This is a genomic window from Acinetobacter sp. AOR43_HL, from assembly GCF_027854635.1.
Classification (GTDB): Bacteria; Pseudomonadota; Gammaproteobacteria; order Pseudomonadales; family Moraxellaceae; genus Acinetobacter; species Acinetobacter pittii.
The window spans coordinates 55,816-78,415 of the sequence record NZ_JAKTHX010000002.1; the positions used below are offsets into that span (position 1 = coordinate 55,816).

The window sequence follows — 22,600 nt, forward strand, 5'->3', positions numbered from 1 at the left end:
TTAATTTTGCCCCTAAAAAGATAACGATATGATTTTAAATGTTAAAGCTTATTTTAGTGGGGTGGGTTGTAGGTATTGCATTTATGGGAATAGATCTTCCTCTCATAATGCAATATGGTTGGATTGGTAAAGTTTTGCTCTTTATCTGCTTAATTTTTTATATTTTTAAGCGGCATATTGTTGTAAATCGTCCCATATTAAAAGGAGTTTATTATTTAATCTGTGGTCTAAGCCTTTTTATTATAGGTCATCAGTATGCCCAGCATGCCTTAAATGAAAGACTAGAACTACGGGAGATGCAACCTGAGTCTTTAGATATTGTTGTGTATATAGACCGAATAAGTGAAGAAAAAGATAATAAGACACAGCAACTCGCTCAAGTTCTAGGGCGGTCATCCCATGTGGTGAATTGGTTGTTATATTTAAAAAATGAAAATAAAAATGTTTCAATTGAGGGGCCAAACTTACAATTAGGCCACTACTATCTGATTTCGGGTAAAACCAGACCAGCCCATAGTTATGCAGTATCAGGTGCTTTTGATCAGGAGCAATGGTTCATTCAACGAAATATAATGTCAGGTTTCAGTGTTCAGCATATTGAACCTTTAAGCTCTGATGAAATTTATCGATTGGGTTATCAAAATCATTTACAACAGCAACAAAAGTTTTTTACTAGGCAACAATTAAATATAGAAAAATTGCGCCTAAAATTTAGATTGATGCTAAAAAAATCTTCCTTACAGAACAAAGGATTGTTATTAGCACTTCTAACAGGAGATGAAAGCCTTTTAAATGAACAGATTAAAAATCAATTTAAGCAGTTAGGAATCTCTCATTTGTTGGCCATTTCAGGGCCTCATGTCCTCATTTTTGCCATCATGTTGTCTTGGGGATTACATCAATTAGTACGACGTTATTATCCGCAAATTTATTTGTGGCAACCCAAGCAAATATTGGCAATGATTCCGTTATGTTTTGGGGTTTTAATTTATACGGCTTTTGTAGGCTTTGAAATTCCAGCTTTAAGAACTTTACTTTCAGTATTTTTATTTGCCTTTTTATTGTTGGTAAAACTACCTGTTAAGCCATTTTCGCTCTTGGTTTTCAGTGCAAGTCTACTTTTGCTTTTCGATCCATTTAGTGTTTTATCGGCAGGTTTTTGGCTCTCTTATGGTTCTTGCTTTATTTTATTACGCATTTATCAAACCATAGTACAGACTACAAATCTTGCTTCAGTGAGTCTGCTATCTAAAATAATTCTTTTAAGTAAAACCTTAATTGAATCTCAGGGCAAAATATTTATCGCCCTATGTCCTTTAATGCTGATTTTCTTTCAACAGATTTCATGGGTTGCACCTCTCACAAATATTATTGCAGTTCCTTTGCTAGGAGGAGTTATTGTTCCTTTGAATATTTTTGCTGCTTGTGTGTGGCTTATTTTTAATTCAATTGGAAATGCACTCTTTCAGATTAACGATATTTTGCTCAGTATAGTGCTGACATGTTTTAGTTTTTTAGAGAAGTTATCTCTACCGTTGCAAGGTTTTAGCCTGACACCACTTGCTTTGTTGTGTCTTAGCTGTGCAATTATTATTTTATTTTTACCGCGTGGAGTTTTACCAAAATCTTGGGGACTAATATGCTGTCTACCCTTGATCATTCCAGATGAGTCGTCCCAGCAAATTCAATTAAATATTATAGATGTAGGACAGGGGCAATCTATATTCTTACAGCACCCGCAGCAGACATGGCTCATCGATACGGGTGGGTCTTATGATGAGAAAGCTTTTAGTATTGGTCAAAATGTGGTGATTCCATATTTACGCCAAAAGGGAATTAAACAACTGGATCACGTCGTACTATCTCATCTTGATCAAGATCATAGCGGAGCATTTCCTTCTATTGCTCAGACTTTTCCTATTAAACAAGTCATATCAAATGAATTATGGAAAGAGCAAATTACAGAACCCTTTACTTATTGTCATCAAGGGCAAAAATGGCAATATCCACAATTAGATATTGAAATTCTTTGGCCTAAAGAAAAAGATTTAAACTTAGTTTCTTCAAATCAAAACCAATATTCTTGTGTGGTTTATATTCACTTAAAACAGATAAATGGTTATCAAAATTATTTAATTATGGGTGATGCAGGGTGGGAAGCAGAATATCAACTCATGAAAGAATATCCTGATTTAAAGGTAGATGTTTTGGTATTAGGTCATCATGGAAGTAAACATAGTTCGGCTTATGACTTTTTAGCGACTCTAAAACCAAAGCTTGTTGTTGCTTCTGCTGGCTTTAATAATCGTTATGGTCATCCAAGCAAAGAGGTTTTAGCGAGAGTACAAGCACTTAATCTTCCGTTTAAAAGCACAGTTGAACAAGGAACATTAAGCTTTGTATCTCGCAATCATCAGATGGTTTTATACACTCGTCGTTTCGAGCGTACTTGGCTTCACCGGAATTTGTGAAGCTTCTGCTTTAAGTCTATCTACAATTTGAAGTGCTTCATTTGGATCAATATTGTAAATATTATCTAAAGCTGGATTTGCTTTAAAACGTTTATAACTCCAGTGATAGTGTTCTGGATAATGTTGGATCAGTTGTTCAATGGCTTGATGAATAACAAAGGTTCCGTCATCGGCACTACCTTCGTAAATCTTCTCATCCATAGGCTCAATATGCATCGTAAAACCGTCGTGTTCATTACGAATTGCATAAAGAAATAATGCTTTGGCTTTTGTTTTTTGGATGAGCTTGGCACTTAAATTACTTGAGGCAAGCGGTACACCAAAATAATTGATCATATCCCCACCAACATTAGGTGTATGGTCGGGTAAAATTACAGTGGTTTCGCCTTGTTTGAGTGCTTTAAAAATTTGTCGAACACCAGTCTCATCGGTAGGTACCAAATTGGCTTGTTCACGGCTACGTGCTTCTCGAACAAAACGGTCTGCATCTTCATTTTTTACAGGCTTGTATAAAATAGTCATGGAAGTGAACTGGGCACACCAAGCATTCATGATTTCCCATGTACCAAAATGTGGAACAATCAATACCACACCTTTTTTTGCTGCCAGTGCTTCATGAAAGTAATGTTCACCCTCAATATGGTGAATTCTTGAAATATTCTTACTATTTGATGAGCCCCAAATACTTAAAAACTCGAAGTATGAGGTTAACTCATTACGAATAGCTTGTTGTGTAATATCTATTCGTTGCTGTGGTGTTAAGTGGGGAAGTGCAATTTGTAAGTTAAGTTCTATACTTTTTGATGTTCTAGTAATTTTTAAAGTATTGACTAACCCTGCCAACATACGGGCAATAAAACGTCCAAATTGAATGGGTTGACGGCTAAAAGTTTTGAGTAAGTAATAGTTCATGCTTTTTACATCTAGTTTGGTCATCTATCGCGGTAAAAAGAAGGCAACAAGTAAAAAAAGTTAAAAATATTATAAATGAAATCATATAATTTAGACAGTTTTTATCAAATCAACGTATATAATGACATCATTTTAGATTGATTTGGATTGGAATTTTATGTCCGATTGGCCACCAAAACCACAAAATGAACCTATAATCCCTAAACAAAATGGACCAGAATGGCAAATTCTTGAGAAGGCTGTACTCGCTTCAGTAGAAGAGCAACGCCGTAGTCGTCGTTGGGGTATCTTCTTTAAAACATTAACTTTTATTTATTTACTATTCATTATTGTACTCATGGGCAAAGGCTGTTCAACCAGCAAAGAAGGCTCTGCTGTAAGTAGCAGTAGTGCTCATTTGGCAGTGGTGGATATTATTGGAACGATTGATGCTTCGAGTAATCAAGCGGTAAATAGTGAAGATACGAATAAAGCGCTTAAACGTGCTTTTGAAGCCTCAAATAGTAAGGCTGTTGCACTTAACATTAACTCACCTGGCGGTTCTCCAGTTCAGTCTGATGAAATCTGGCAGGAAATTCGTTATTTGAAAAAACAGCACCCTGATAAGAAAGTTTATGCCGTTATTGGTGATATGGGGGCATCGGGTGCGTACTATATCGCTTCTGCTGCGGATGAGATTATTGTCAACCCATCAAGTTTAGTGGGTTCAATTGGTGTAATCATGCCTAACTATGGCATTACTGGTTTAGCTCAGAAGCTCGGTATTGAAGACCGCACTTTAACTGCCGGAACGAATAAAGACATTTTAAGTATGACAAAACCGATTGATCCTGCTCAAAAGCAACATATTCAATCTGTTCTTGATAATGTTCATACTCACTTTATTACCGCAGTGAAAGAAGGCCGTGGAAAGCGTTTGAAATCGAATGATCCAGCTATTTTTTCTGGTTTATTCTGGACGGGTGAACAAGCAATTCAATTAGGTGTTGCTGACCGTTCAGGTAATATTACGAGCTTGATGCGTGAACTAAACCTTGATAATAAAGTTGACTACACAATTGAGCGTAACCCACTACAATCCATTTTGGGTCGTATGGGGGCACAAATCGGGCAAGGAGTAAGTGAATCTATTGCTCAAGAGGTGCAGACTAGTCAAAGCGCAAAATTACAATAAATCTGTATTTTTAGGATAACGGTATGTCAGTAAAACCGGTTATACACTTTGCGCATGCTAATGGTGTGCCATCTATGGTGTATCAAAAATTGTTTGATCAATTAAAAGATGAGTATGACGTAATTTATGTTCCACTCATTGGTCCTGACAAACGTTATCCTGTGACTAACCATTGGCCTGCTTTGGTTGATCAAGTTATTGATAGTATTGTGCGTCAGGCGAAAGGACGTAAAGTCATCGGATTAGGCCATTCTCTTGGTTCGGTTTTAACATTAATGGCATCTTTTCGACGTCCTGAACTGTTTTCTCAAGTCATTATGTTAGATCCGCCTCTTATTTTAGGGCGATATTCATTTGCTTTTCATATGGCAAAATTATTTCGTCCTAAATTGGTTGATGCGATGACACCGGCGGGCTTATCTGCACGTCGTCGTGAACATTGGGAATCCAGAGAGCAGGCGGCTGAGTTACTTCGTCCTAAAGGATTTTATAAAGATTTTGATGAAGATTGTTTTCAGGCTTATATTGATTATGCTTTGAAAGAAGATTCGATTCGCGGTGGAGTAACTTTAACGATTTCTCGTGAAGATGAAGTTGCAATTTTCCGTAAAAATCCTTCTTGGTGGTGGCTGCCTATGCCAAAACCTAAGATGCCCGTGCATTTAGTGGTGGGTAAAGGAAGTGATTTCTTAAAAAGAGGCTTTCCTCAAATGGCAAAGCAAAAAATGGGAATCCCATTTACTGTAGTTGAAGGGGGCCATATGTTCCCTCTAGAGCATCCTATTGATACAGTAAATTCTATAAAGAAATTGATTCATCATTAATTAAATTAATTTAAAGCTTATAAAAAAGGACATGCCAGCATGTCCTTTTTTATTTTTGTTTGTTAGTAAAATACTTTACCAACTTGCAAAACGAATAGGGTCTTTTAGAACTTGATTACGGAAATAGGCTTGCCCATCTTTCCATGTAAGTTGACCGTTACACAACCACTCGGCAACTTGTGGATAAATAAAGTGCTCAAGTGTGTGCACTCGATCTGCTAATGAAGCGGCAGTATCATGTTCTTTAACTGATATAGCTGATTGGGCAATAGATTGACCAGAATCCAGTTCAGCAGTTACAAAGTGTACGGTACAACCATGCAAACGATCACCTGTGTTTAAAACACGTTGATGAGTATTCACACCTTTGTAAGCTGGAAGAAGCGAGGGATGTATATTCAGCATTTTCCCTTGCCATTTGTTGACAAAGGTTGGTGTTAAGATACGCATGAAGCCAGCTAAAATAACTACATCTACTTCCCAAGCTAAGAGTTGCTGATGCATTGCCTCATCAAAAACTTCGCGCGTTGGAAAGTCTTTATGGGAGATAACAGCGGTAGCAATATTGGCTTTTTGAGCACGCTCTAGGGCATAAGCATCTGCTTTATTAGACAGTACACCTACAATTTGCCCTGATAGATTTGCATCTATCAAGGCCTGTAAATTACTGCCATTCCCAGAGACTAGAACAGCAATTTTTATCATGCAAAGATCACACGAATTTTTTCGTCTGCACCTTCCACTGACTCAGCATTTTCTTGGATATGTCCAATTTTCCAAGCTTTTTCACCTTGAGCATTAAGTACTTCAATTGTTTTTTCAGCATCATTTGCATCAACAGCAATAACCATACCTACGCCACAGTTAAACGTACGGTACATTTCAAAGCGTTCTACATTGCCTTCGCGTTGTAGAAGTTGGAACAATTCAGGCCATTCCCAAGAAGATTCATCAATAACTGCTTGTGCACCATTTGGTAATACACGAGGTAAGTTACCTGGTAAACCACCACCAGTAATGTGTGCCATAGCATGAACATCAACTTGTTTGCAGAGTTCAAGAACTGGTTTTACATAAATACGAGTTGGTTCCATTGCTACATCAGCAAGAGGACGGCCATCAATCGTTTGAGTTAAATCAACGTTTTTAACGTCTAAAATTTTACGTAGTAATGAGTAACCATTCGAGTGAGCACCACTTGATGCAACACCGATAAGTACGTCACCAGACTTTACTTTAGAGCCATCAATAATTTTGCTTTGCTCAACAACACCAACGGCAAAACCAGCAAGGTCGTAATCTTCGCCTTCGTACATGCCTGGCATTTCCGCGGTTTCACCACCTACAAGTGCGCAACCTGCAAGCTCACAACCTTTACCAATACCAGTAACAACATTTGCAGCAACGTCAACATTTAAGTGACCAGTCGCGTAATAATCAAGGAAGAATAATGGTTCTGCGCCACAAACTAAAAGGTCGTTTACGCACATAGCCACAAGGTCTTGGCCGATTGTGTCATGACGATTGAGATTAAGGGCCAAACGTAATTTAGTTCCTACACCATCGGTTCCAGAAACTAAAACAGGCTCTTCATAACCTTTAGGAATTTTGCATAGTGCACCAAAGCCACCAAGCCCGCCCATTACTTCAGGACGACTTGTACGTTTAGCGACTGACTTGATACGATCGACCAGTGCGTCGCCCGCTTCAATGTCGACACCCGCATCTTTGTAGCTTAAACCGGTATTTGGGGTAGAAGTTGAGTTGCTCATAAATGAAGTCTCCGCATTGGCGGCAGATTATAACCTGAATATACGAAACTCTTATGTTATTTATGCTCGAAAATGCTATCTTTAATAAAAATATTTTTTCATTTATAACGATTAAATCAAAAAAGGCTAGATTTTATGCAAGATCGTATACTGCGCCGTATTTTTTTACTCGCAGGTATTGTATTGCTGGTATGGGTGTTGTACTTACTCAAGCCTGTAGTCATTCCTTTTATCGGTGCTTTTTTCCTGGCTTATTTATTCAGTCCACTTGTTGATGTGCTGGTAAAAATGAAATTGCCTCGCTGGTTAGCAATTAGCGTGGTATTCGTCGGAATAGGTGTAACCTTAACTATTGCACTCTGGTATTTAGTTCCACTGATTTGGAAACAATTAGTTTATGCCCGAGATAGTATTCCAGCAGGTATTCACTGGATTAACGCTACCTTTTTACCTTGGGTGTCTTCAACATTTAATGTCCAGCAAATGGAAATTGACACAGAGCAGTTGTCTAAAGCTGTCATGGAATATGTCCAAACAAACTATAGCGCAGACAGCATTCAGGCAGTGTTATTAAAACTGGCTCAATCTGGTTTGAATTTTATTCAGATTGGTGGAACAGTTGTTTTAATTCCAATTATTGCTTTCTATTTCTTGCTTGATTGGGAGCGTATGTTACAAAACTTACGCCGTCTCATTCCGCGTCCATATGAAGCAACTACTTTACAGATCGTTGGTGAATGTCATAGCGTTTTAGGGGCATTTGTTAAAGGTCAGTTTCTGGTCATGCTATTGCTTGGCGTAGTGTATGCAGTTGGTTTACAACTCATCGGTTTGGAAGTTGGCCTGATTATTGGTATGGTGGCAGGGCTTGCTAGTATTATTCCTTATTTAGGTTTTGCCGTAGGTATTATTGCTGCTGTTATTGCCAGCCTGTTCCAGTTTGGCTTGGATTGGATGCATCTATTACTGGTTGGTATCGTCTTCATGATTGGTCAAGCGGTAGAAGGCTATATCCTACAGCCATTCCTACTGGGTGATAAAATTGGTTTATCTCCTGTAGCAGTTGTTTTTGCAGTATTGGCAGGTGCACAGCTTGCAGGCTTCTTGGGAATGTTAATTGCATTGCCTGTTGCTGCGGTTATTGTAGTGTTGTTGAAGCATTTAAGAGAGAATTACGAAAGAAGCTCACTTTATGCTCCACCATCTACATTAGTGATCCAACATGGCGATATTGAGCAAATTCATGTACAAACTGAAAGTACTAAGCTTGATCTTGAAGTTAAAACACAGCAAGATACAGATGAACTAAAATCTCCTAACCAGAAATAATTTCAAGGTTAATTCAATATATGCGTCAACTCCAACTGGATATAGAACCTCAACTTGATGCCCGAATCAGTGATTTTTCGGGACCGGGTTGGGGGCATGTAGTCGATGCCGTGCGTCAACTACATGCTGGTCTGGTGAGTAGGTTCTATATTTACGGTGGAGCGGGGACGGGGAAAAGTCATTTACTTTCTGCAATTTGTGATTCTTATTTAGAAATAGGCAAATCTGCTATTAAAGTATCTTTGCTCGAACTGCTTGATGCACCTATTGAGGCAATTACCTCTTTAGAACATTATGATCTTGTTGCTTTGGATGATATTGAATCAATTAGTGGTGTGCCTCACTGGCAAAAAGCTGTTTTTCATTTAATGAATAATCATGAAGGACAACTCGTATTTTCTTCGCGTGTAGCACCGATTGAATTAAAGCTTGAATTGCCAGACTTACAGTCACGACTTACACAGGCCGTTAGTGTAAAAGTGCCAAGTGGAAGTTTATATGCAGACCGCTATGCCTTGGTGACATCTGTAATGGCTAGACGTGGTATCCACTTTGATCAACAAATTGTTGACTACTTATTATTACATGGTCCTCATCAAGCATCTCTTTTACTGCAAACTGTTGCTCAGTTAGAAAAACTACTCAAAGGCGAAAAAACAAAACTTTCTAATGCAACTTTAAGGCAAATTTACGCTTTGATTGATGAGTATCAACAATAAGTTTCTTTAACTTAAGTTTGCTGTTTTGCTTAAATTAAACTCATACAATTAAAAAAGGGCTTTCCCTACATAAGTTTTTTATTTCAGAATAGTTATATTTATTTCTTCCAAATTCTCTTTTAATTTTTTAATACGCCACTTTTTTGTATTTAAAAAACTTTTTTAGATCTACGAAGCTTTTTGTAATTTAGCTCAAAAATGACTCTACAGACCGACCAAAATGTCTTGAGAAATTCTACTTCCTGTGACAAAGTACGCACAAAGGATGCGATTGCAAAAGCGGAAATTTTGCAATATTGACAAAGAAAAATGAAAAAAGATGTAAGGAGATGGGTATGCTCAAACGGAGCATTGCTTTTGCTTTATTGGCTACTGCTGGACACGCTTATTCTGCCGATATTCAAGTCACAACTACAACTGATGAAGACGTCGATAACACAGTCTGTTCATTACGTGAAGCGATACAATTTCTAAAATATCGTGCATCTTCTAATGCTGCGGAAGTTGAAAAATATGCAAACGGTTATAACGGTTGCGGAAATAAAGATGCTTCTTCAAATATTATTTTGCAGCGTGATAAAGAATATACTCTAAGTAAAAGTATAGTAATTACCGTTCCTGTAGCTATTAGTACAGCAAAAAATGACTCTACTCTGATTGAGGAAGGTGCACCCAATTCACATAATGCAACGATTAAAATGATAGGTACGGATCAATTATTTCGTATTGATGATGGTAGCGTTGAAAAAGCCTCTTTTACAGTTTCATTTATCGATGTCAATTTAAAGGGTGCTGGCCTAAAGAGCGTAATACCTCAAGGTAACGGTGGATTGATTTATAACCATGAACAATTGGTTATTCAAAATTCTCGTTTAATGGATGGATATGCAACAAATGGTGGAGCAATTTATAACGCTGGTAATTTATCAAATACTACAAAAACAGCGGGTTCGGTAACGATCACTAATAGCTTGATTCAGAATAATAAAGCAAGTCAGGGAGGCGTTTTATATAGTGATATGCCACTTTACTATATTACTCGCTCTGTAGTGCGTGATAATGAAGTAACTGCTGCAGATGGTGCATTATTTCATGCTGAAACTAAATTTGCAGATGAAAGTACGGGCGGATATTTAACCTCTCGTATTATTGGTTTAAGTAATAGTACGATTTTTCATAATAAGGGTAGTTTTATTGCAAATGTCCGTGATGGAATGGTGATCAATAATATTACTATGATTAAAAATGTGGGAGGCTTGTATTTTGATGCCCCACAAGGAAAAGCATCTGTCTCTAATAGTATTTTAGTAGGTAATACGACAAACTGTAAGGTATCTACAACAGATAAAACGATTGTGCAGAGTAATTTAATAACAACGGAATGTAACCGTAATGCTTCTGCAGAGTTACCAAATATTCTATACCCTGCAAGTGAAAAACTAATTGCTGGAAATGCAGATGAAGGAACTTGTGATGTTCCACCAGCAGATGGTTTGTTATGTCCGTATTCAACACCGAGTGATAGTTTTTTAGGATTCTTTAAACCTCGAGTTTTAGATAAATATACTAGTCTTTCGCAATCATTGTTAATTAACAAAGGTCGTTTATATAGCGATGGAACTTCTGTCGGTTTGGCGAGTTGTGAAAAGCAAGATCAACGTGGAAAGAATCGAAGTGGTTATGATGAGTTATGTGATTTAGGGGCGATTGAGTTAATTATCAACCGCGATGATATCAGTACACATGGTCAAGATATTAAGTATGGAGAAATTGCCAAATTTAATATTGCCGATGTTGTAGGTGATGGAGAGTTAGTTTCTCCACAAACATGTGAAAAAATGTTTGGAAAAAGAACAGATGGTCAAGCCTGGCAGTCTGGGTGTATGAAGATTGTTCAAACCAGTACACCATCTAAAGGGACTTTATCCATTGATGCTCAGGGAAATTTAACTTATGTTCCAAATGGGAACTGGCATGGAGCAGATGTATTTAATCTATTAGTCGTTACTACTACCACACGTTTTAATGATGCTGCGGATGTTTATCTAACTGTTCCAGTTCAAATCGTGCAAGATCCACCATCAGGTATTGAAGATAAATCTGTAAGCACGGGTGGCGGGGGAAGTGTAGGTGGTGGTTTAGTTTTAGGTCTATTTGGCTTAATTGCTTTAAGACGTTTAAAGTCATAATCAAGGATGATAAAGGCTATGAAAAATTATAAAAAGGCTTTATTAGCATTAGCTGTGATTGCTGCGATGCCATTATTTGCAGATACAACGGCTGGAAGAATTGATGTTACAACTTTTGACGATGAAGATGGTGAAAATACTAATGCCTGTTCATTGCGTGAAGCGATAAAAACAGCTGAGTTGCGTAAATCGTATGGTGGATGTACTGTAATTGATACACGGGAAACTACTCAAAAATCGATTCAGCTTAAAGCAGGAATTTACACTCTAGATAAGGAATTAGTTCCAAATACTAATATTGCTATTTTTGGTGCTGATCCCGTAGATTGGCAGAAAAAAAGTGTATTAACTAATGATTATCCTGCACAACTTGACTTACAAACACGTATTAATGCTCAAGGTAAATCACGCATTTTCAATACGACTACCTATAAACAGCCCTTGACCTTAAATAATGTAATTCTTGAAAATGGTGTTACAATTGGCCAGGGGGGCGCGATTTATGCTGGTGCTGATATCGCTTTGCAAAATAGTCAGATTTTATCATCCCAAGCAACAAACGGTGGAGCAATTTATTTAGCTTCACCTAATATTACTTTGTCAGTAAATCATTCACTATTTAAAGGTAATAACGCAACACAAGGTAGTGTTTTATCAATGGGGTGTTTTAGTGACACTGTCTACGCACCACGTACCATTACCCTTACATCAAATAGTATTGTGAATAATGGTAATACAGCTTCAACAAGTACATTTGAGTTCTGTGGTAAACCTAGTGCGACATTATCGGTTAATACCATTGCAAAAAATATAGCGAATAGTACTAGTGGCAGTATTATTAAGTTTACTGGTGATACCAATAATCCAGCCAATACATCAAGTATTTTAAGTTCAAGTAGTACTTTAGTACTTTTAAATAATACAATTGTTGAAAACAACGCGAATAGTACTTTCCTCTACGACAAATTGGGCGCAAAAAAGCTAAGTTTTAACGTATTGGCTTATAATACCGGAAGTTATGCCTGTAAATATCTTTTAGGTGCGGCAGCAGAGCAAAAGAGTGTAAGTTTAATGCTGGACTTCAATGCACTTGACTGGACATCAGCAACAGCAAAATGTGATATACCAAAAGAGTCTTTACCAGATGGCCATACGAATATTGATATAAGTACACAATCTTTTAGTAATCTGCTAAGTCCTTTAGTAGAACCAGCAACAGCTTATACAGGCTTTTTACCTATTTACTATCCAAAAAATATTTCTTCTAGCACAGATTTAATTGACGTTGATCAAGATAGTAAAGGAAGTTGTGCCACAATTGACCAACGTGGTTTAAATCGTTTGGCAGACATTACCTCATATTATCAGCCAGAAAGTCGTAATAGTTGTGATATTGGTTCTGTAGAGTTAATGAAGCTCACTTCAGGTGATTTAGAGGATGTTAGTAATATTTCATTAACAACTTTAATTGATACTTATCAACAAAATTATGATTTATTTGATAATTATATTAAAGACCCTAAGACACCTTATAACTTTATTACTTACTATAAAGTACGTTTAGCTGAGTTTAAAAACCTACTTGATACAACTAAGGCAAATCTTAAATATCGCGCAATCTATCTTGATTTAAAGAACTATGATTTACCTTTACCGACTGAAGACGCTAATCATGTGCTGAAGTTCTTCAACACCACAGATTATCGTATTGCAACTGAGCCATTAGGTATTGGATCTCTTGATGATAAATATGATGCTCAACAAGTTAAAGATCTATCTGATCAGGACAAGGTATTCTGTGAGTGGAATAGTGCTTTACAGCAAATTGTTTTTTATCGCAAAGACGATACGGTGACTCAAGCTGGTACCTATGCTTATTGTAAATATACAATTACAACAGCTGATAATAAATTAAGCTCAAGCGGTCTGATAAAAGCTCGTTTTAATAATATAGAACCAGTTTCTGGTGATGGGACAATTACCTTTAAATATCTTGCAAATGAAATTATTCCATTGAATTTACTTAAATATGCTAACGATGATGGTGACGGCCCTATAAATACGCTTTTAAAGCCTAAATCACAATTTTGGGTAAATGAAGACGGTGTAGAGTTACCTATTTATTTACCAAGTAAAACTTCGAAAGATGGTATTTTTAAAGTAATTAAGGCTGATCGAGAAGGGCCATGTCCGAAAGATGACAAGGATAGAATTTGTTATGGCGGAAACATCTATATTCAGGCAAATAACGTATTTAATACTTTTAATGACTCGTTAAGCTATAACGTTTATGACGCTGATGGGAAAATTTCACCTAAAGCTGGCACAATTAACCTTCTAAGTACTGCTACGACTACAGATGATACACGTGGTGGAGGCGGCGGTGGTAGCTTCGGGATTTTATCTTTAGCCTCTTTACTTGGTTTAGCAGCTTATAGACGCTACCGTAAATAAACTTAAAGAATAAAAAAGCCTCCAATTGGAGGCTTTTTATAAGAAATAAAATCAAAATAATTAAGTGATTAGATGCCTTATCTTTGATAGCCAAATAAGAACTTAGTGTTCTAAATACTTGTTCATGTATTCTTCACGAATTGCTGTTCTTTCTTCACCATTCGCTTTAAGCATCCGCTCACGTAAGTCTTTTCGCTCTTGCGTACTCATTTTTTGCCATGCTTCACGCATTTTTTGTTTTTCAGCTTCAGGAAGTTGAGTAAACCAGTCCATACGTTGCTGTAAGTTGGTGCTTTGATTCGCTGGCAGCTCTTTTAAACTCTGGTAACGTTTAATGACTGCACGTTGCTCTTCTTCAGAAAGAGCATCCCATGTGTCATCGACTTGTGCATTGGCATCTTTAGAAAAAATCCAAAAGCGTTCAAAACCTGCAAAACTTGTTTGCAAGAAACTTAATGAACACAGGATAAGCGCTAATTTTTTAGCTGCCATGTTGTACTTTATCCTCACCCAACACCATTAACATCTCTAAATCTTCCACCATTTGTGGAGATAATTTAGGATTTACGATCACTTGATTTTGTGGCTTATCCACAATTTCGACTGAGTTAGGCAGAATCACAAAACCTGTAATTGCCGCGGCAAGTGCGAAACCAGTCATTTTCCAGACACTATAATAAGAGGCTGGTTTTTGTTGAATATGGTCGAGCACATGATTCATGACCACTGTTTTATTTTTATGGTGATCTGCCAAACTATCAAGTTTGGAGGTCACCTTTTTAGTGAAATCATCATGATTCATTAGAACCTCCCAAGGGATTTAAATGTGCCAAGTATTCTCTAAGTCCCTGAATTGCTCGGTGATAATGGGTTTTCACACTACCTTCGGTACAGTTCATGATCTGAGCTGTTGTATGGGTGTCAAACCCTTCCCACGCACGTAACATAAATGCCTGTTGTTGACGAACAGGTAGTTTTTCAATCGCTTCCCGAATTTCCTCTATCGTTACCGCTTGATCGAGAAAATCTGCAGGGTTAATGGCTTTTTCATCAACTACATCGATAACTTCGTCGTCGTCATTATCCAGACTAACTTTTTTGAAGAATGAAAATGGGTTTGCTCTACGAGCTTCTTTGCGGCGCCAATCCTGAAGTTTGTTATTCAAAATAGTGTAAAACAGGGGATACCATTCTTCAGTACTTTTATCGGCGTAAGATTTGTGTAAAGCAATAAATGCTTCTTGTACCAAATCCATCGCAATACCTTGTTGACCTTGGGTAGCACTCTCCATCATCACCAAAGCACGACCAGTAACATCTTGCATGAAAACTTTCAGGCGTTGCTCAGCCGTGCTGACATGAGCACTAGATGTTTCCGATCGAGACTTTTTCGGTGCTAAATCCATGGAGATGGAAAATCCTGTCATTGGACATACCCACCTTATCTTCAATATATCTCTTATATAACGTTGAAAAGAGGTGGGAGGTTGACAACAATCGGTTATTTTTTACTAGTGTAATTGATTTTTTTCACAAATATGTGCGATGTAAAATAAATTAACGTTTTATTGGCGTTGGCGGACCATCTCAAAAAAACAAATAGATCCTGCAATTGCCACGTTTAATGACTCTTGTCCACCCGGTTGAGGAATAGTCACTGATTGTGCGTGATCTAATGCATACTCACTAGCGCCTTGACCTTCATTTCCTAAAATCCACACACACGGTTTGGAAAGGTCTTTTGAGTAAAGACTAGTTGAGCGATGAGAGCTAGTAACAAAAACCGGGATTTGAAATTTTGGAAGGATATCTGTCAGCTGGAAGTTTTCAAAACAATGTAAGCTAAAATGAGCGCCCATACCTGCTCTTAAAACTCGTGGTGACCAAAGTGATGCAGAGCCTTGTGTGCAAATGATTTGTTTAATATTTGCTGCTGCTGCTGAACGTAGCAAAGTACCTACATTACCCGGATCTTGAATATTTTCTAGAATTAAGGTGTCTACATTGTAGTCGATGGTTGATGCAGTTTTAGGTAGATCAATAATCGCTAAACAAGGTAAGCTTGTACCTAATGTGCTCAAATCTCTATATAAAACTTCACTAATAACAAAGATATGGCCTTGATGTAGCTTTGTTATTTTCTTTAAATCTTCGTGTTCTAATGCTTGTTCTGTAGTAAATAAAGAAAAAATCTTTTTTTGCTGTTGTAACCAAGCCAAGCAAAGATGTGTGCCTTCAAGAACGGTTTGTTGGTGCTTTTTTCGGGCGTTACTGAGTTCGATTAATCCACGCAAATGTTTAATTTTTGCATTGTCTTTTGATTCTAAAAAAATAACCGCCATAAGAAAATATCCAACAAAAGGGCACCATCATACTATGATGCCCTAAGTAATTAAAATTATTAGTGGTAGCTTGTTACGCGTTCAACTTCATTTTTAGAACCGATAATCACAGGTACACGTTGGTGAAGTTCTGTAGGTTCAATCTCTAGAATGCGTACACGGCCAGTAGTTGATGCACCGCCTGCTTGTTCAATGAGCATACTCATTGGGTTCGCTTCATACATTAAACGTAAACGACCAGCTTTTTTCGGATCTTTTAAGTCGTATGGGTAAAGGAAAATACCACTACGACATAAAATACGGTGAATATCACCCACCATACATGCTACCCAGCGCATATTGAAATCTTTTTCACGAACAGATGTCTTGCCTGCGAGTAATTCATCAATATATTGTTTTACTGGTTGTTCCCAATGACGCTGGTTAGAGGCATTAATTGCAAACTCTTGAGTATCTGCTGCAACCTGTACATTCTCATTCGTCAGTAAGAAGGTTTGAGTTTCTGGATCTAAAGTAAAGAATGCTACGCCATTTCCTACAGTTAAAGCCATCATAGTTGATGGGCCATAAAGTACATAACCAGCAGCAACTTGCTGTGTGCCAGCTTGCATGAAATCGTTTGCTTGTGTTACTGCATTTTTTGCAGGCAAAATAGAGAAAATCGTACCTACACACATATTGATATCGATATTGCTTGAGCCATCTAATGGATCAAATAAAACGAGGTATTTACCATTTTCTTGTGCAGGTGTGAACTCATCAAGCTCTTCAGAAGCGAGACCGCCTACGTGCGGGTGTACTTTTAAAGCATCAATTAAATAGTCATTCGAAATCACATCAAGTTTTTTCTGTGTTTCACCCTGAACATTTTCATTGCCAGCGCTACCTAAAATACCAGCCAGAGCACCTTTTTGTAATGCTTGGTCGATTGTTTTACAGGTCGTGGCAATAGTATCGATGACTTGAGCCAACTCAGGTGTTAGATTCCCTTTTTGTTGTTGTAAAAATTGGGACAAAGTGAGGTTGGACATAAAAAAACGCTCCTGTGCTTCAAGCATCAAAATGAGTCAGATAAATACGTGGCATATTCTAGATGAGAATGTCACAAAATAAAAATTATCTTACTTTATTTGTGTTGGATTTATGCTTACAAGCCCCAATTAAAATGGTATGTTGATTGCATTACAAAGGATTGTATATTTTTAGGAGAATCGAAATGACAACAAAGAAGTTTGATGCGACCCCCACGGCAGGTGAACCAATCAATCTAGATGAAATTTCGAAAGAAAATGTTCAGGAAGCTTGGAAAGATTATGAGGCAAAACCTGAATATAAAGATTTTAATAAGCATGATTTGATTGAGTCCATGCAACATCCTGAAGAAGAAAAGAAATCTTCTTAAGTAATAAAAAAACGCTCATATTATTATGAGCGTTTTTTTTACGCATATCCCTTATTTTAATAAAGGAGGGACTGCTTCGTAATTAATCTCAACGCGGCGATTTTCTTTCCACGCTGATTCATCATGTCCCGCATTAACAGGAGCTTCTTTACCATAACTTACAGCTTCAAGTTGCTGCGGGTTTACACCATTGGTAATTAAATAGCTTTGTACAGCTTTAGCACGACGCTCACCTAAAGCCATGTTGTATTCACGTGTACCACGTTCATCTGTATGGCCTGTTAATGCAACTTTTGAATTTGCATTTGCGATAAGGAACTGAGCATGAGCTTGAAGTGTTTGGTAGTCTTCAGTAGATAAATCGCTGCTGTCATAATCAAAGTGAACAACGCGTTTAGCCAAAGCCGCTTTATTTGCTTCAGTTACACCTTTAGATGAAGCACCTGCCAAATTTTGAGCATTTAATGCAGCATCTTCACTTAAACCAGAAGTGTTTACCGTGCTTGGATTTGTACCAGTCGTGGTCGTCGCTGCAGGTTTACGGCTAGCACAGCCTGTCATTACGAGTGCTACACTCAGAAAGGGTAGAGCTAAATACTTGATTGATTTCATGATCATCTCCGTCAATGGAATTAAAAGTTATTTTGGTGCCCAGGCTGGTTCACGTACTTCACCTTGTTCGCTTGGCAAATTCATACGAAAACGTCCATCAGTAGACATAATAGACAACAAGCCACGGTTGCCTTCACGAGTTGCGTAGACCACCATTTGCCCATTTGGTGAGAAACTTGGTGATTCATCTAAACTAGTTGGGGTAAGAATATTGGTGATGCCAGTATTAATGTCTTGAATTGCAACTTTATAACTGCTGCCACTTGGGCGATGAACAAGTGCAATCTTTTTGCCATCTGCACTCAGAGTTCCACGTGCATTAAATGACCCTTTAAATGTTAAACGCTTTACTGAGCCATCAGCAAAGGTATAACGATAAATTTGGGCAGAACCACCACGGTCAGAAGTGAAAATAAAGGATTTTCCATCTGGTGTATAACGTGCTTCGGTATCAATTGCCGAGTCATTTGTCATGCGTTTAACTTGGCGAGTTGATAAATCCATTTGATAGATTTCAGGATTGCCATTCATAGATGCTGTAAACAGCATTGATTGGCCATCTGGTGAGAAACTTGGTGCGCCGTTTAAGCCTCTGAAACTAGTAAGAACTTCACGTGTTCCAGTTGATAAATCCTGTAAATAAATTGCTGGACGTTTAGTTTCAAAAGAAACATAAGCAATTTTTTTAGCATCTGGTGTCCATGCAGGAGACAAAATTGGATCACGAGACGATAAAACAGTCTTTGGTTGTTCACCATCCGTATCTGCAATTTGTAGTGTATAACGCTCGGCTGGTGTTGCAGGATTTCTTAGTACATATGCAATACGGCCGCTAAAGTCACCTGGAATACCAGTAAGTGCTTGATAAATAGCATCACTTACCATATGGCCAGCCTGGCGTATGCGTGCAGCTGGTACATTTAAAAGTTCATTTAAAATGTATTGTTGCTTTTGTACATCATAAAGTTGGTAGTGAACTTCAAAACCTGTCGCTGTTTGTTTAATTTGACCCGTAACTACATATGGTATACCTGCGGCTTGCCAGTCAGAAGCTTGAATCTGATTAATTGCAGCATTGGCAGGTAAGTTTTTAGATGAGCTTGTAAAGCGTCCAGAACGGTTTAAGTCTGTTTCAACAATAGGATAGAGCCCATTGTCGTTGGTAAACGGGACAATAGCAATTTTGGGTGCCTGATCTGGTGCTTTGGCAATTTCCAGATATAACTGGGCAAAAGCAGTGGTAGAAGCAATAGGGCTTAAGGCAGTGATCAGTGCTAAAGATAGCAGGTGTTTGCGGCTCGTATTCATAAGTTTAAAGTCATAGCAGGTATTTTTGTGACTGTTGATTTTGTAGCATAGTTACATGCCTTAAACTATTTAAAGCATGTAACTCTTTCAAAATTATTGCGCTCTAAATGTAGAGCTAACACTTCTTGCTTCACGTCTTGCATCTGGATCTGATGGCATAGGATAGGGCGCTGCGGCTTGAATTGCAGCTTTAATACTTGCGTCTAAGGCATCGTCACCACTTGAACGCGTGATCACAATAGAATTAACGCTTCCCGAATCGGAGAGGGTAAAACGAACACCAACTGTTTTACCACTACTGCCAGTTGGGACATCCCAAGAGCGTCGAATTTTTTGTTCAAAATCGCGTCTAGCTGAAGAAGCAACTTTTTTAGCTTCAGCTTTCTTTTGAGCTGCTTCTTCTTGTGCTTTTTGAGCAGATGCAGCTTTGGCTTCGGCCTCTGCTTCAGCTTTACGCTTAGCATCGTCAGCAGCTTTTTGCTTGGCTTTAGCATCAGCATCAGCTTTGCGTTTAGCATCGTCAGCAGCCTTTTGCTGTTTGGCTTTCGCATCGGCCTCTGCTTTACGTTTAGCATCGTCAGTAGCTTTTTGTTGTTTAGCTTTTGCATCTGCTTCAGCTTTGCGTTTAGCATCATCAGCTTTTTGCTGTTTAGCTTTCGCATCGGCTTCCGCTTTACGTTTAGCATCATCAGCAGACTTTTGCTGCTTAGCTTTAGCAGCAGCTTCAGCTTTGCGTTTAGCGTCATCGGCAGCTTTTTGCTGCTTGGCTTTTGCATCAGCTTCAGCTTTACGTTTAGCATCGTCATTAGCTTTTTGCTGTTTAGCTTTAGCATCTGCTTCAGCTTTTCGCTTAGCTTCTTGTTGTGCCTGAAGCTTAGCATTCTCGGCCTTTTGAGCTTCACGTTTTAATTTTGCATCAGCCTCAGCTTTACGTTTAGCGTCTTCAGCAGCTTTACGAGCTTCACTTTGCTCTTGCTTAGCTTTGGCATCTGCTTGAGCTTTTGCCGTTTGTTCGGCCTTACGCTTTTGTTCGGCTTCTGATTTTGCTTTAGCTTCAGCCTGCTGTTTTTGTATTTCCTCTTTACGTTGCTGTTCCGCTGCTTGTTTCATTTTTGCAGCTTCTTCAGCTTTACGTTTTTGCTCAGCGAACTTAGCTTGTTGTGCCTGTTCGACCTTTTGCTGTTGGGCAGCAAGTTGTTGAGCTGTTGGAGGAGGCGTAGTCGGAAGATTTTGAGGAAGCGTTTCATCTACAATAGGGGCTAATACCTCTTTTGCTTCATTGGTAGCTGTAGTCTCTTGTTCAACTTCTTTTGCTAAAGGAGGAGGCAAATCTTCTGGCTTAACTAAAATAGTTGTAAGCTTTTTTGGCTGTTCAGGTGGTTTACTCAAGCCTAAAAAAAGCAAGCCAACAATGGCAATTGCATGAACTCCGAGTGTAAAGCTCAATGCAATCGCATTTTGTTTAAAGGGCGGCTTTTGATTTTTGTTCATAGCTTATTTTAAAGGCTCTGTCAGAAGGCCAACTTGAGTTAAACCTGCTTCTTGTAAACTCGCCATCAATGATACGACTTCTCCATAAGGACGAGACTTATCACCATTGACTAAAACTGTGAGTTGTTTGTTTTCTTGTTCAGCTTGTTTTTGAGCATCGCTTAAAACTTCTTCAAGCTTTTCACGAGATAATGGTTCATTATCTTTGTAATCTTCATACTGAAGATAAATATTGCCATCTTTGCCAATTGTTACCATGGCTGGCATATCTTTTGATTCGATTGGATGGTTATTTGCTTGAGGTAAATCGACCTTGATACCACTGGTAATCATAGGGGCAGTTACCATAAAAATAACCAAAAGCACGAGCATAACGTCAATATAAGGTACGACGTTCATATCACTTTTTAATGGTTTTTTTATGCGCTCAAAGCGCCCTGAACGCTGAATTGCCATTATGCATCTTCCTGTGATGAACCCACAGATTGACGTTGCAATAAAGCAATCATCTCTTCAGCAAATAAAGCGCGATCAGAATAAACACTTTCACTTTTAGCAGTGAAATGGTTAAAAGCTAATACAGCAGGAATTGCGGCAAACAAACCAATTGCAGTTGCAATAAGTGCTTCGGCAATACCTGGTGCAACAGTTGCTAGAGTTACCTGATCAACCGCAGCTAAACCGATAAAGGCATTCATAATACCCCAAACAGTACCGAATAGACCGATGTACGGTGCTACAGAACCGATACTTGCTAAAGTACCTAAGCCGTATTCTAAATGGCTCTGATCACGACTCAAACCTACACGCAAAATACGTTCAGTGCCTTCAATTGTTTGCGAAACAGGAGCCTGACGCTTTTTAAGTTTAAAAAATTCGCTCAACCCTTGATAAAAAATATCTTCAAGCCCAGAGCGCTTTGAGTTGAGTTGAGCATTGTTATAAAGCGTATTGAGTTCGGCACCAGACCAGAACATTTTTTGGAAATGTTCATCGTCTTGATGTGCTTTTTTATAACTCATATGTAACTTGGCAATCAGATACCAACTAAAGATCGATGCTAACAATAAAATTAGCATGACCAACTGAACGACTGGACTTGCTTGTAAAATAAGGTCAGAAATATGCAGGGTTGATTCAATGTTTGTTGCCATAGGTTACATATGCCGGTTGTTTTTTTAGTCTTGTTCCAATTCTTTACGAATAAGATCACGTATTTCTTCTGGAAGACGACGAGCTACAAGTTCTTTACTTAAACATGCCAACTCAACCTCGCCAGAAGCAAGCAAGATTTCACCACGATAAATATTTTGTTGCAACACAAATGACGCAGCTTTACATGAAACTACACGTGCTGTAACAGTAATTAAATCATCCATTAAAATAGGACGCATGTATTTTACGTCAATTTTGTGTACGACAAAGTTGTAGTCTTTTTGATGCCAGTAATGATCAACGCCAGAAGCACGGAGCCATTCAGTACGGGTACGTTCCATATAGCGAATATGGTTGGCATGGTAAACAATACCACCTGCGTCCGTATCTTCAATATAAACACGAATGTTGAATTCAAAATGATTCGCCATGAGAGTATTCCGTTT

22 protein-coding genes are annotated in these 22,600 nt (G+C 38.2%); 8 read left to right on the forward strand and 14 right to left on the reverse strand.

Translation table 11 applies throughout. The features are described 5' to 3' along the window. The first annotated feature begins 38 nt into the window (after positions 1–38). Positions 39–2,471 carry a DNA internalization-related competence protein ComEC/Rec2 gene (locus MKL33_RS00280; RefSeq protein ID WP_270906267.1) on the forward strand — a complete coding sequence of 811 codons (2,433 nt, stop codon included), beginning with the start codon at positions 39–41 and terminating at the stop codon, positions 2,469–2,471. Here the strand turns inward: MKL33_RS00280 and MKL33_RS00285 are convergent. Further along, positions 2,424–3,407, reverse strand: coding sequence for a lysophospholipid acyltransferase family protein (locus tag MKL33_RS00285; protein WP_080759612.1), 984 nt, complete (start codon positions 3,405–3,407; stop codon positions 2,424–2,426). The two genes, MKL33_RS00280 and MKL33_RS00285, sit on opposite strands and share 48 nt — an antisense overlap. A gap of 133 nt (positions 3,408–3,540) precedes the next feature. Between MKL33_RS00285 and sppA the strand changes: the two genes are divergently transcribed. Both sppA and MKL33_RS00295 read left to right on the forward strand, forming a co-directional pair. Continuing rightward, entirely contained in the window at positions 3,541–4,557 is a 1,017-nt protein-coding gene (gene sppA, locus MKL33_RS00290; RefSeq protein WP_005067744.1) for a signal peptide peptidase SppA, read from the forward strand. 23 nt (positions 4,558–4,580) lie between these two features. Continuing rightward, positions 4,581–5,381 carry an alpha/beta fold hydrolase gene (locus MKL33_RS00295; RefSeq protein WP_069035762.1) on the forward strand — a complete coding sequence of 267 codons (801 nt, stop codon included), beginning with the start codon at positions 4,581–4,583 and terminating at the stop codon, positions 5,379–5,381. A 75-nt stretch (positions 5,382–5,456) separates the two neighbouring features. On the opposite strand, the gene purN is transcribed toward MKL33_RS00295, so the two are convergent. Together purN and purM are read right to left on the reverse strand one after the other, a co-directional pair. Further along, positions 5,457–6,086 carry a phosphoribosylglycinamide formyltransferase gene (gene purN / locus MKL33_RS00300; protein ID WP_016140245.1) on the reverse strand — a complete coding sequence of 210 codons (630 nt, stop codon included), beginning with the start codon at positions 6,084–6,086 and terminating at the stop codon, positions 5,457–5,459. Beyond that, entirely contained in the window at positions 6,083–7,153 is a 1,071-nt protein-coding gene (gene purM / locus MKL33_RS00305) for a phosphoribosylformylglycinamidine cyclo-ligase (protein WP_017385817.1), read from the reverse strand. The genes purN and purM overlap by 4 nt, the downstream gene beginning before the upstream one ends. 135 nt (positions 7,154–7,288) lie before the next feature. Here purM and cxpE point away from each other — a divergent pair, with 135 nt between their 5' ends. The 4 genes from cxpE to MKL33_RS00325 all read left to right on the forward strand — a co-directional run bounded on the left by cxpE (position 7,289) and on the right by MKL33_RS00325 (position 13,844). Continuing rightward, a complete protein-coding gene (gene cxpE, locus MKL33_RS00310) occupies positions 7,289–8,482 on the forward strand; it encodes a chloramphenicol efflux transporter CxpE (RefSeq protein WP_002118385.1) in 1,194 nt (397 codons plus the stop codon). Between the two features lie 20 nt (positions 8,483–8,502). Further along, positions 8,503–9,201, forward strand: a complete 699-nt coding sequence (gene hda / locus MKL33_RS00315; RefSeq protein ID WP_002118656.1) for a DnaA regulatory inactivator Hda — start codon at positions 8,503–8,505, stop codon at positions 9,199–9,201. Between the two features lie 329 nt (positions 9,202–9,530). Continuing rightward, positions 9,531–11,390, forward strand: coding sequence for a rhombotarget A (gene rbtA, locus MKL33_RS00320; protein ID WP_270906268.1), 1,860 nt, complete (start codon positions 9,531–9,533; stop codon positions 11,388–11,390). A gap of 18 nt (positions 11,391–11,408) precedes the next feature. Further along, the gene (locus MKL33_RS00325) at positions 11,409–13,844 is read left to right on the forward strand and encodes a CSLREA domain-containing protein (RefSeq protein WP_270906269.1); all 2,436 of its coding nucleotides are present in this window, start codon (positions 11,409–11,411) and stop codon (positions 13,842–13,844) included. A 102-nt stretch (positions 13,845–13,946) separates the two neighbouring features. Here MKL33_RS00325 and MKL33_RS00330 read toward each other — a convergent pair whose 3' ends face one another. The 5 genes from MKL33_RS00330 to MKL33_RS00350 form a co-directional block, all read right to left on the reverse strand. After that, entirely contained in the window at positions 13,947–14,336 is a 390-nt protein-coding gene (locus MKL33_RS00330; protein WP_002118619.1) for a DUF3106 domain-containing protein, read from the reverse strand. Next, positions 14,326–14,646 (reverse strand): hypothetical protein, encoded by a 321-nt coding sequence (locus tag MKL33_RS00335; protein ID WP_002118556.1) that lies wholly within the window; start codon positions 14,644–14,646, stop codon positions 14,326–14,328. The genes MKL33_RS00330 and MKL33_RS00335 overlap by 11 nt, the downstream gene beginning before the upstream one ends. After that, positions 14,636–15,250, reverse strand: coding sequence for an RNA polymerase sigma factor (locus tag MKL33_RS00340; RefSeq protein WP_068529027.1), 615 nt, complete (start codon positions 15,248–15,250; stop codon positions 14,636–14,638). The genes MKL33_RS00335 and MKL33_RS00340 overlap by 11 nt, the downstream gene beginning before the upstream one ends. Before the next feature lie 159 nt (positions 15,251–15,409). Then, entirely contained in the window at positions 15,410–16,186 is a 777-nt protein-coding gene (locus MKL33_RS00345) for a TrmH family RNA methyltransferase (protein ID WP_069035766.1), read from the reverse strand. A gap of 59 nt (positions 16,187–16,245) precedes the next feature. After that, complete coding sequence (locus MKL33_RS00350; protein ID WP_017399238.1) at positions 16,246–17,217, reverse strand: class 1 fructose-bisphosphatase; 972 nt, start codon at positions 17,215–17,217, stop codon at positions 16,246–16,248. A gap of 185 nt (positions 17,218–17,402) precedes the next feature. On the opposite strand from MKL33_RS00350, the gene MKL33_RS00355 reads away from it, so the two are divergent. Next, positions 17,403–17,588: an NF038105 family protein gene (locus MKL33_RS00355; protein WP_002118730.1), complete on the forward strand. Its 186-nt coding sequence runs from the start codon at positions 17,403–17,405 to the stop codon at positions 17,586–17,588. Positions 17,589–17,639: 51 nt separating this feature from the next. Here the strand turns inward: MKL33_RS00355 and pal are convergent, their stop codons facing one another. The 6 genes from pal to ybgC form a co-directional block, all read right to left on the reverse strand. After that, on the reverse strand, positions 17,640–18,200 hold the full coding sequence (gene pal, locus MKL33_RS00360; protein ID WP_002118513.1) for a peptidoglycan-associated lipoprotein Pal: 561 nt from the start codon (positions 18,198–18,200) through the stop codon (positions 17,640–17,642). Positions 18,201–18,227: 27 nt separating this feature from the next. Next, positions 18,228–19,508 carry a Tol-Pal system beta propeller repeat protein TolB gene (gene tolB / locus MKL33_RS00365; RefSeq protein WP_002118491.1) on the reverse strand — a complete coding sequence of 427 codons (1,281 nt, stop codon included), beginning with the start codon at positions 19,506–19,508 and terminating at the stop codon, positions 18,228–18,230. Between the two features lie 93 nt (positions 19,509–19,601). Beyond that, positions 19,602–20,999, reverse strand: coding sequence for a cell envelope integrity protein TolA (tolA, locus tag MKL33_RS00370; RefSeq protein ID WP_057062969.1), 1,398 nt, complete (start codon positions 20,997–20,999; stop codon positions 19,602–19,604). 3 nt (positions 21,000–21,002) lie between these two features. After that, positions 21,003–21,455, reverse strand: coding sequence for a protein TolR (gene tolR / locus MKL33_RS00375; protein ID WP_005067772.1), 453 nt, complete (start codon positions 21,453–21,455; stop codon positions 21,003–21,005). Further along, positions 21,455–22,153, reverse strand: a complete 699-nt coding sequence (tolQ, locus tag MKL33_RS00380) for a protein TolQ (protein WP_016140259.1) — start codon at positions 22,151–22,153, stop codon at positions 21,455–21,457. The genes tolR and tolQ overlap by 1 nt, the downstream gene beginning before the upstream one ends. A 24-nt stretch (positions 22,154–22,177) precedes the next feature. After that, complete coding sequence (gene ybgC / locus MKL33_RS00385) at positions 22,178–22,585, reverse strand: tol-pal system-associated acyl-CoA thioesterase (protein ID WP_004699892.1); 408 nt, start codon at positions 22,583–22,585, stop codon at positions 22,178–22,180. Positions 22,586–22,600 lie beyond the last annotated feature (15 nt).

Excerpts from the sequence above, each read along its gene's own strand:
- MKL33_RS00355 (WP_002118730.1), top strand. The coding sequence starts at position 17,403 with ATGACAACAAAGAAGTTTGATGCGACCCCCACGGCAGGTGAACCAATC.
- rbtA (WP_270906268.1), top strand. The coding sequence starts at position 9,531 with ATGGGTATGCTCAAACGGAGCATTGCTTTTGCTTTATTGGCTACTGCT.
- purM (WP_017385817.1), bottom strand. The coding sequence starts at position 7,153 with ATGAGCAACTCAACTTCTACCCCAAATACCGGTTTAAGCTACAAAGAT.
- MKL33_RS00330 (WP_002118619.1), bottom strand. The coding sequence starts at position 14,336 with ATGGCAGCTAAAAAATTAGCGCTTATCCTGTGTTCATTAAGTTTCTTG.
- MKL33_RS00340 (WP_068529027.1), bottom strand. The coding sequence starts at position 15,250 with ATGGATTTAGCACCGAAAAAGTCTCGATCGGAAACATCTAGTGCTCAT.
- sppA (WP_005067744.1), top strand. The coding sequence starts at position 3,541 with ATGTCCGATTGGCCACCAAAACCACAAAATGAACCTATAATCCCTAAA.
- MKL33_RS00285 (WP_080759612.1), bottom strand. The coding sequence starts at position 3,407 with ATGACCAAACTAGATGTAAAAAGCATGAACTATTACTTACTCAAAACT.
- MKL33_RS00345 (WP_069035766.1), bottom strand. The coding sequence starts at position 16,186 with ATGGCGGTTATTTTTTTAGAATCAAAAGACAATGCAAAAATTAAACAT.
- ybgC (WP_004699892.1), bottom strand. The coding sequence starts at position 22,585 with ATGGCGAATCATTTTGAATTCAACATTCGTGTTTATATTGAAGATACG.
- MKL33_RS00350 (WP_017399238.1), bottom strand. The coding sequence starts at position 17,217 with ATGTCCAACCTCACTTTGTCCCAATTTTTACAACAACAAAAAGGGAAT.
- purN (WP_016140245.1), bottom strand. The coding sequence starts at position 6,086 with ATGATAAAAATTGCTGTTCTAGTCTCTGGGAATGGCAGTAATTTACAG.
- MKL33_RS00280 (WP_270906267.1), top strand. The coding sequence starts at position 39 with ATGTTAAAGCTTATTTTAGTGGGGTGGGTTGTAGGTATTGCATTTATG.
- tolB (WP_002118491.1), bottom strand. The coding sequence starts at position 19,508 with ATGAATACGAGCCGCAAACACCTGCTATCTTTAGCACTGATCACTGCC.
- cxpE (WP_002118385.1), top strand. The coding sequence starts at position 7,289 with ATGCAAGATCGTATACTGCGCCGTATTTTTTTACTCGCAGGTATTGTA.
- tolQ (WP_016140259.1), bottom strand. The coding sequence starts at position 22,153 with ATGGCAACAAACATTGAATCAACCCTGCATATTTCTGACCTTATTTTA.
- MKL33_RS00335 (WP_002118556.1), bottom strand. The coding sequence starts at position 14,646 with ATGAATCATGATGATTTCACTAAAAAGGTGACCTCCAAACTTGATAGT.
- tolA (WP_057062969.1), bottom strand. The coding sequence starts at position 20,999 with ATGAACAAAAATCAAAAGCCGCCCTTTAAACAAAATGCGATTGCATTG.
- MKL33_RS00295 (WP_069035762.1), top strand. The coding sequence starts at position 4,581 with ATGTCAGTAAAACCGGTTATACACTTTGCGCATGCTAATGGTGTGCCA.
- hda (WP_002118656.1), top strand. The coding sequence starts at position 8,503 with ATGCGTCAACTCCAACTGGATATAGAACCTCAACTTGATGCCCGAATC.
- pal (WP_002118513.1), bottom strand. The coding sequence starts at position 18,200 with ATGAAATCAATCAAGTATTTAGCTCTACCCTTTCTGAGTGTAGCACTC.
- MKL33_RS00325 (WP_270906269.1), top strand. The coding sequence starts at position 11,409 with ATGAAAAATTATAAAAAGGCTTTATTAGCATTAGCTGTGATTGCTGCG.
- tolR (WP_005067772.1), bottom strand. The coding sequence starts at position 21,455 with ATGGCAATTCAGCGTTCAGGGCGCTTTGAGCGCATAAAAAAACCATTA.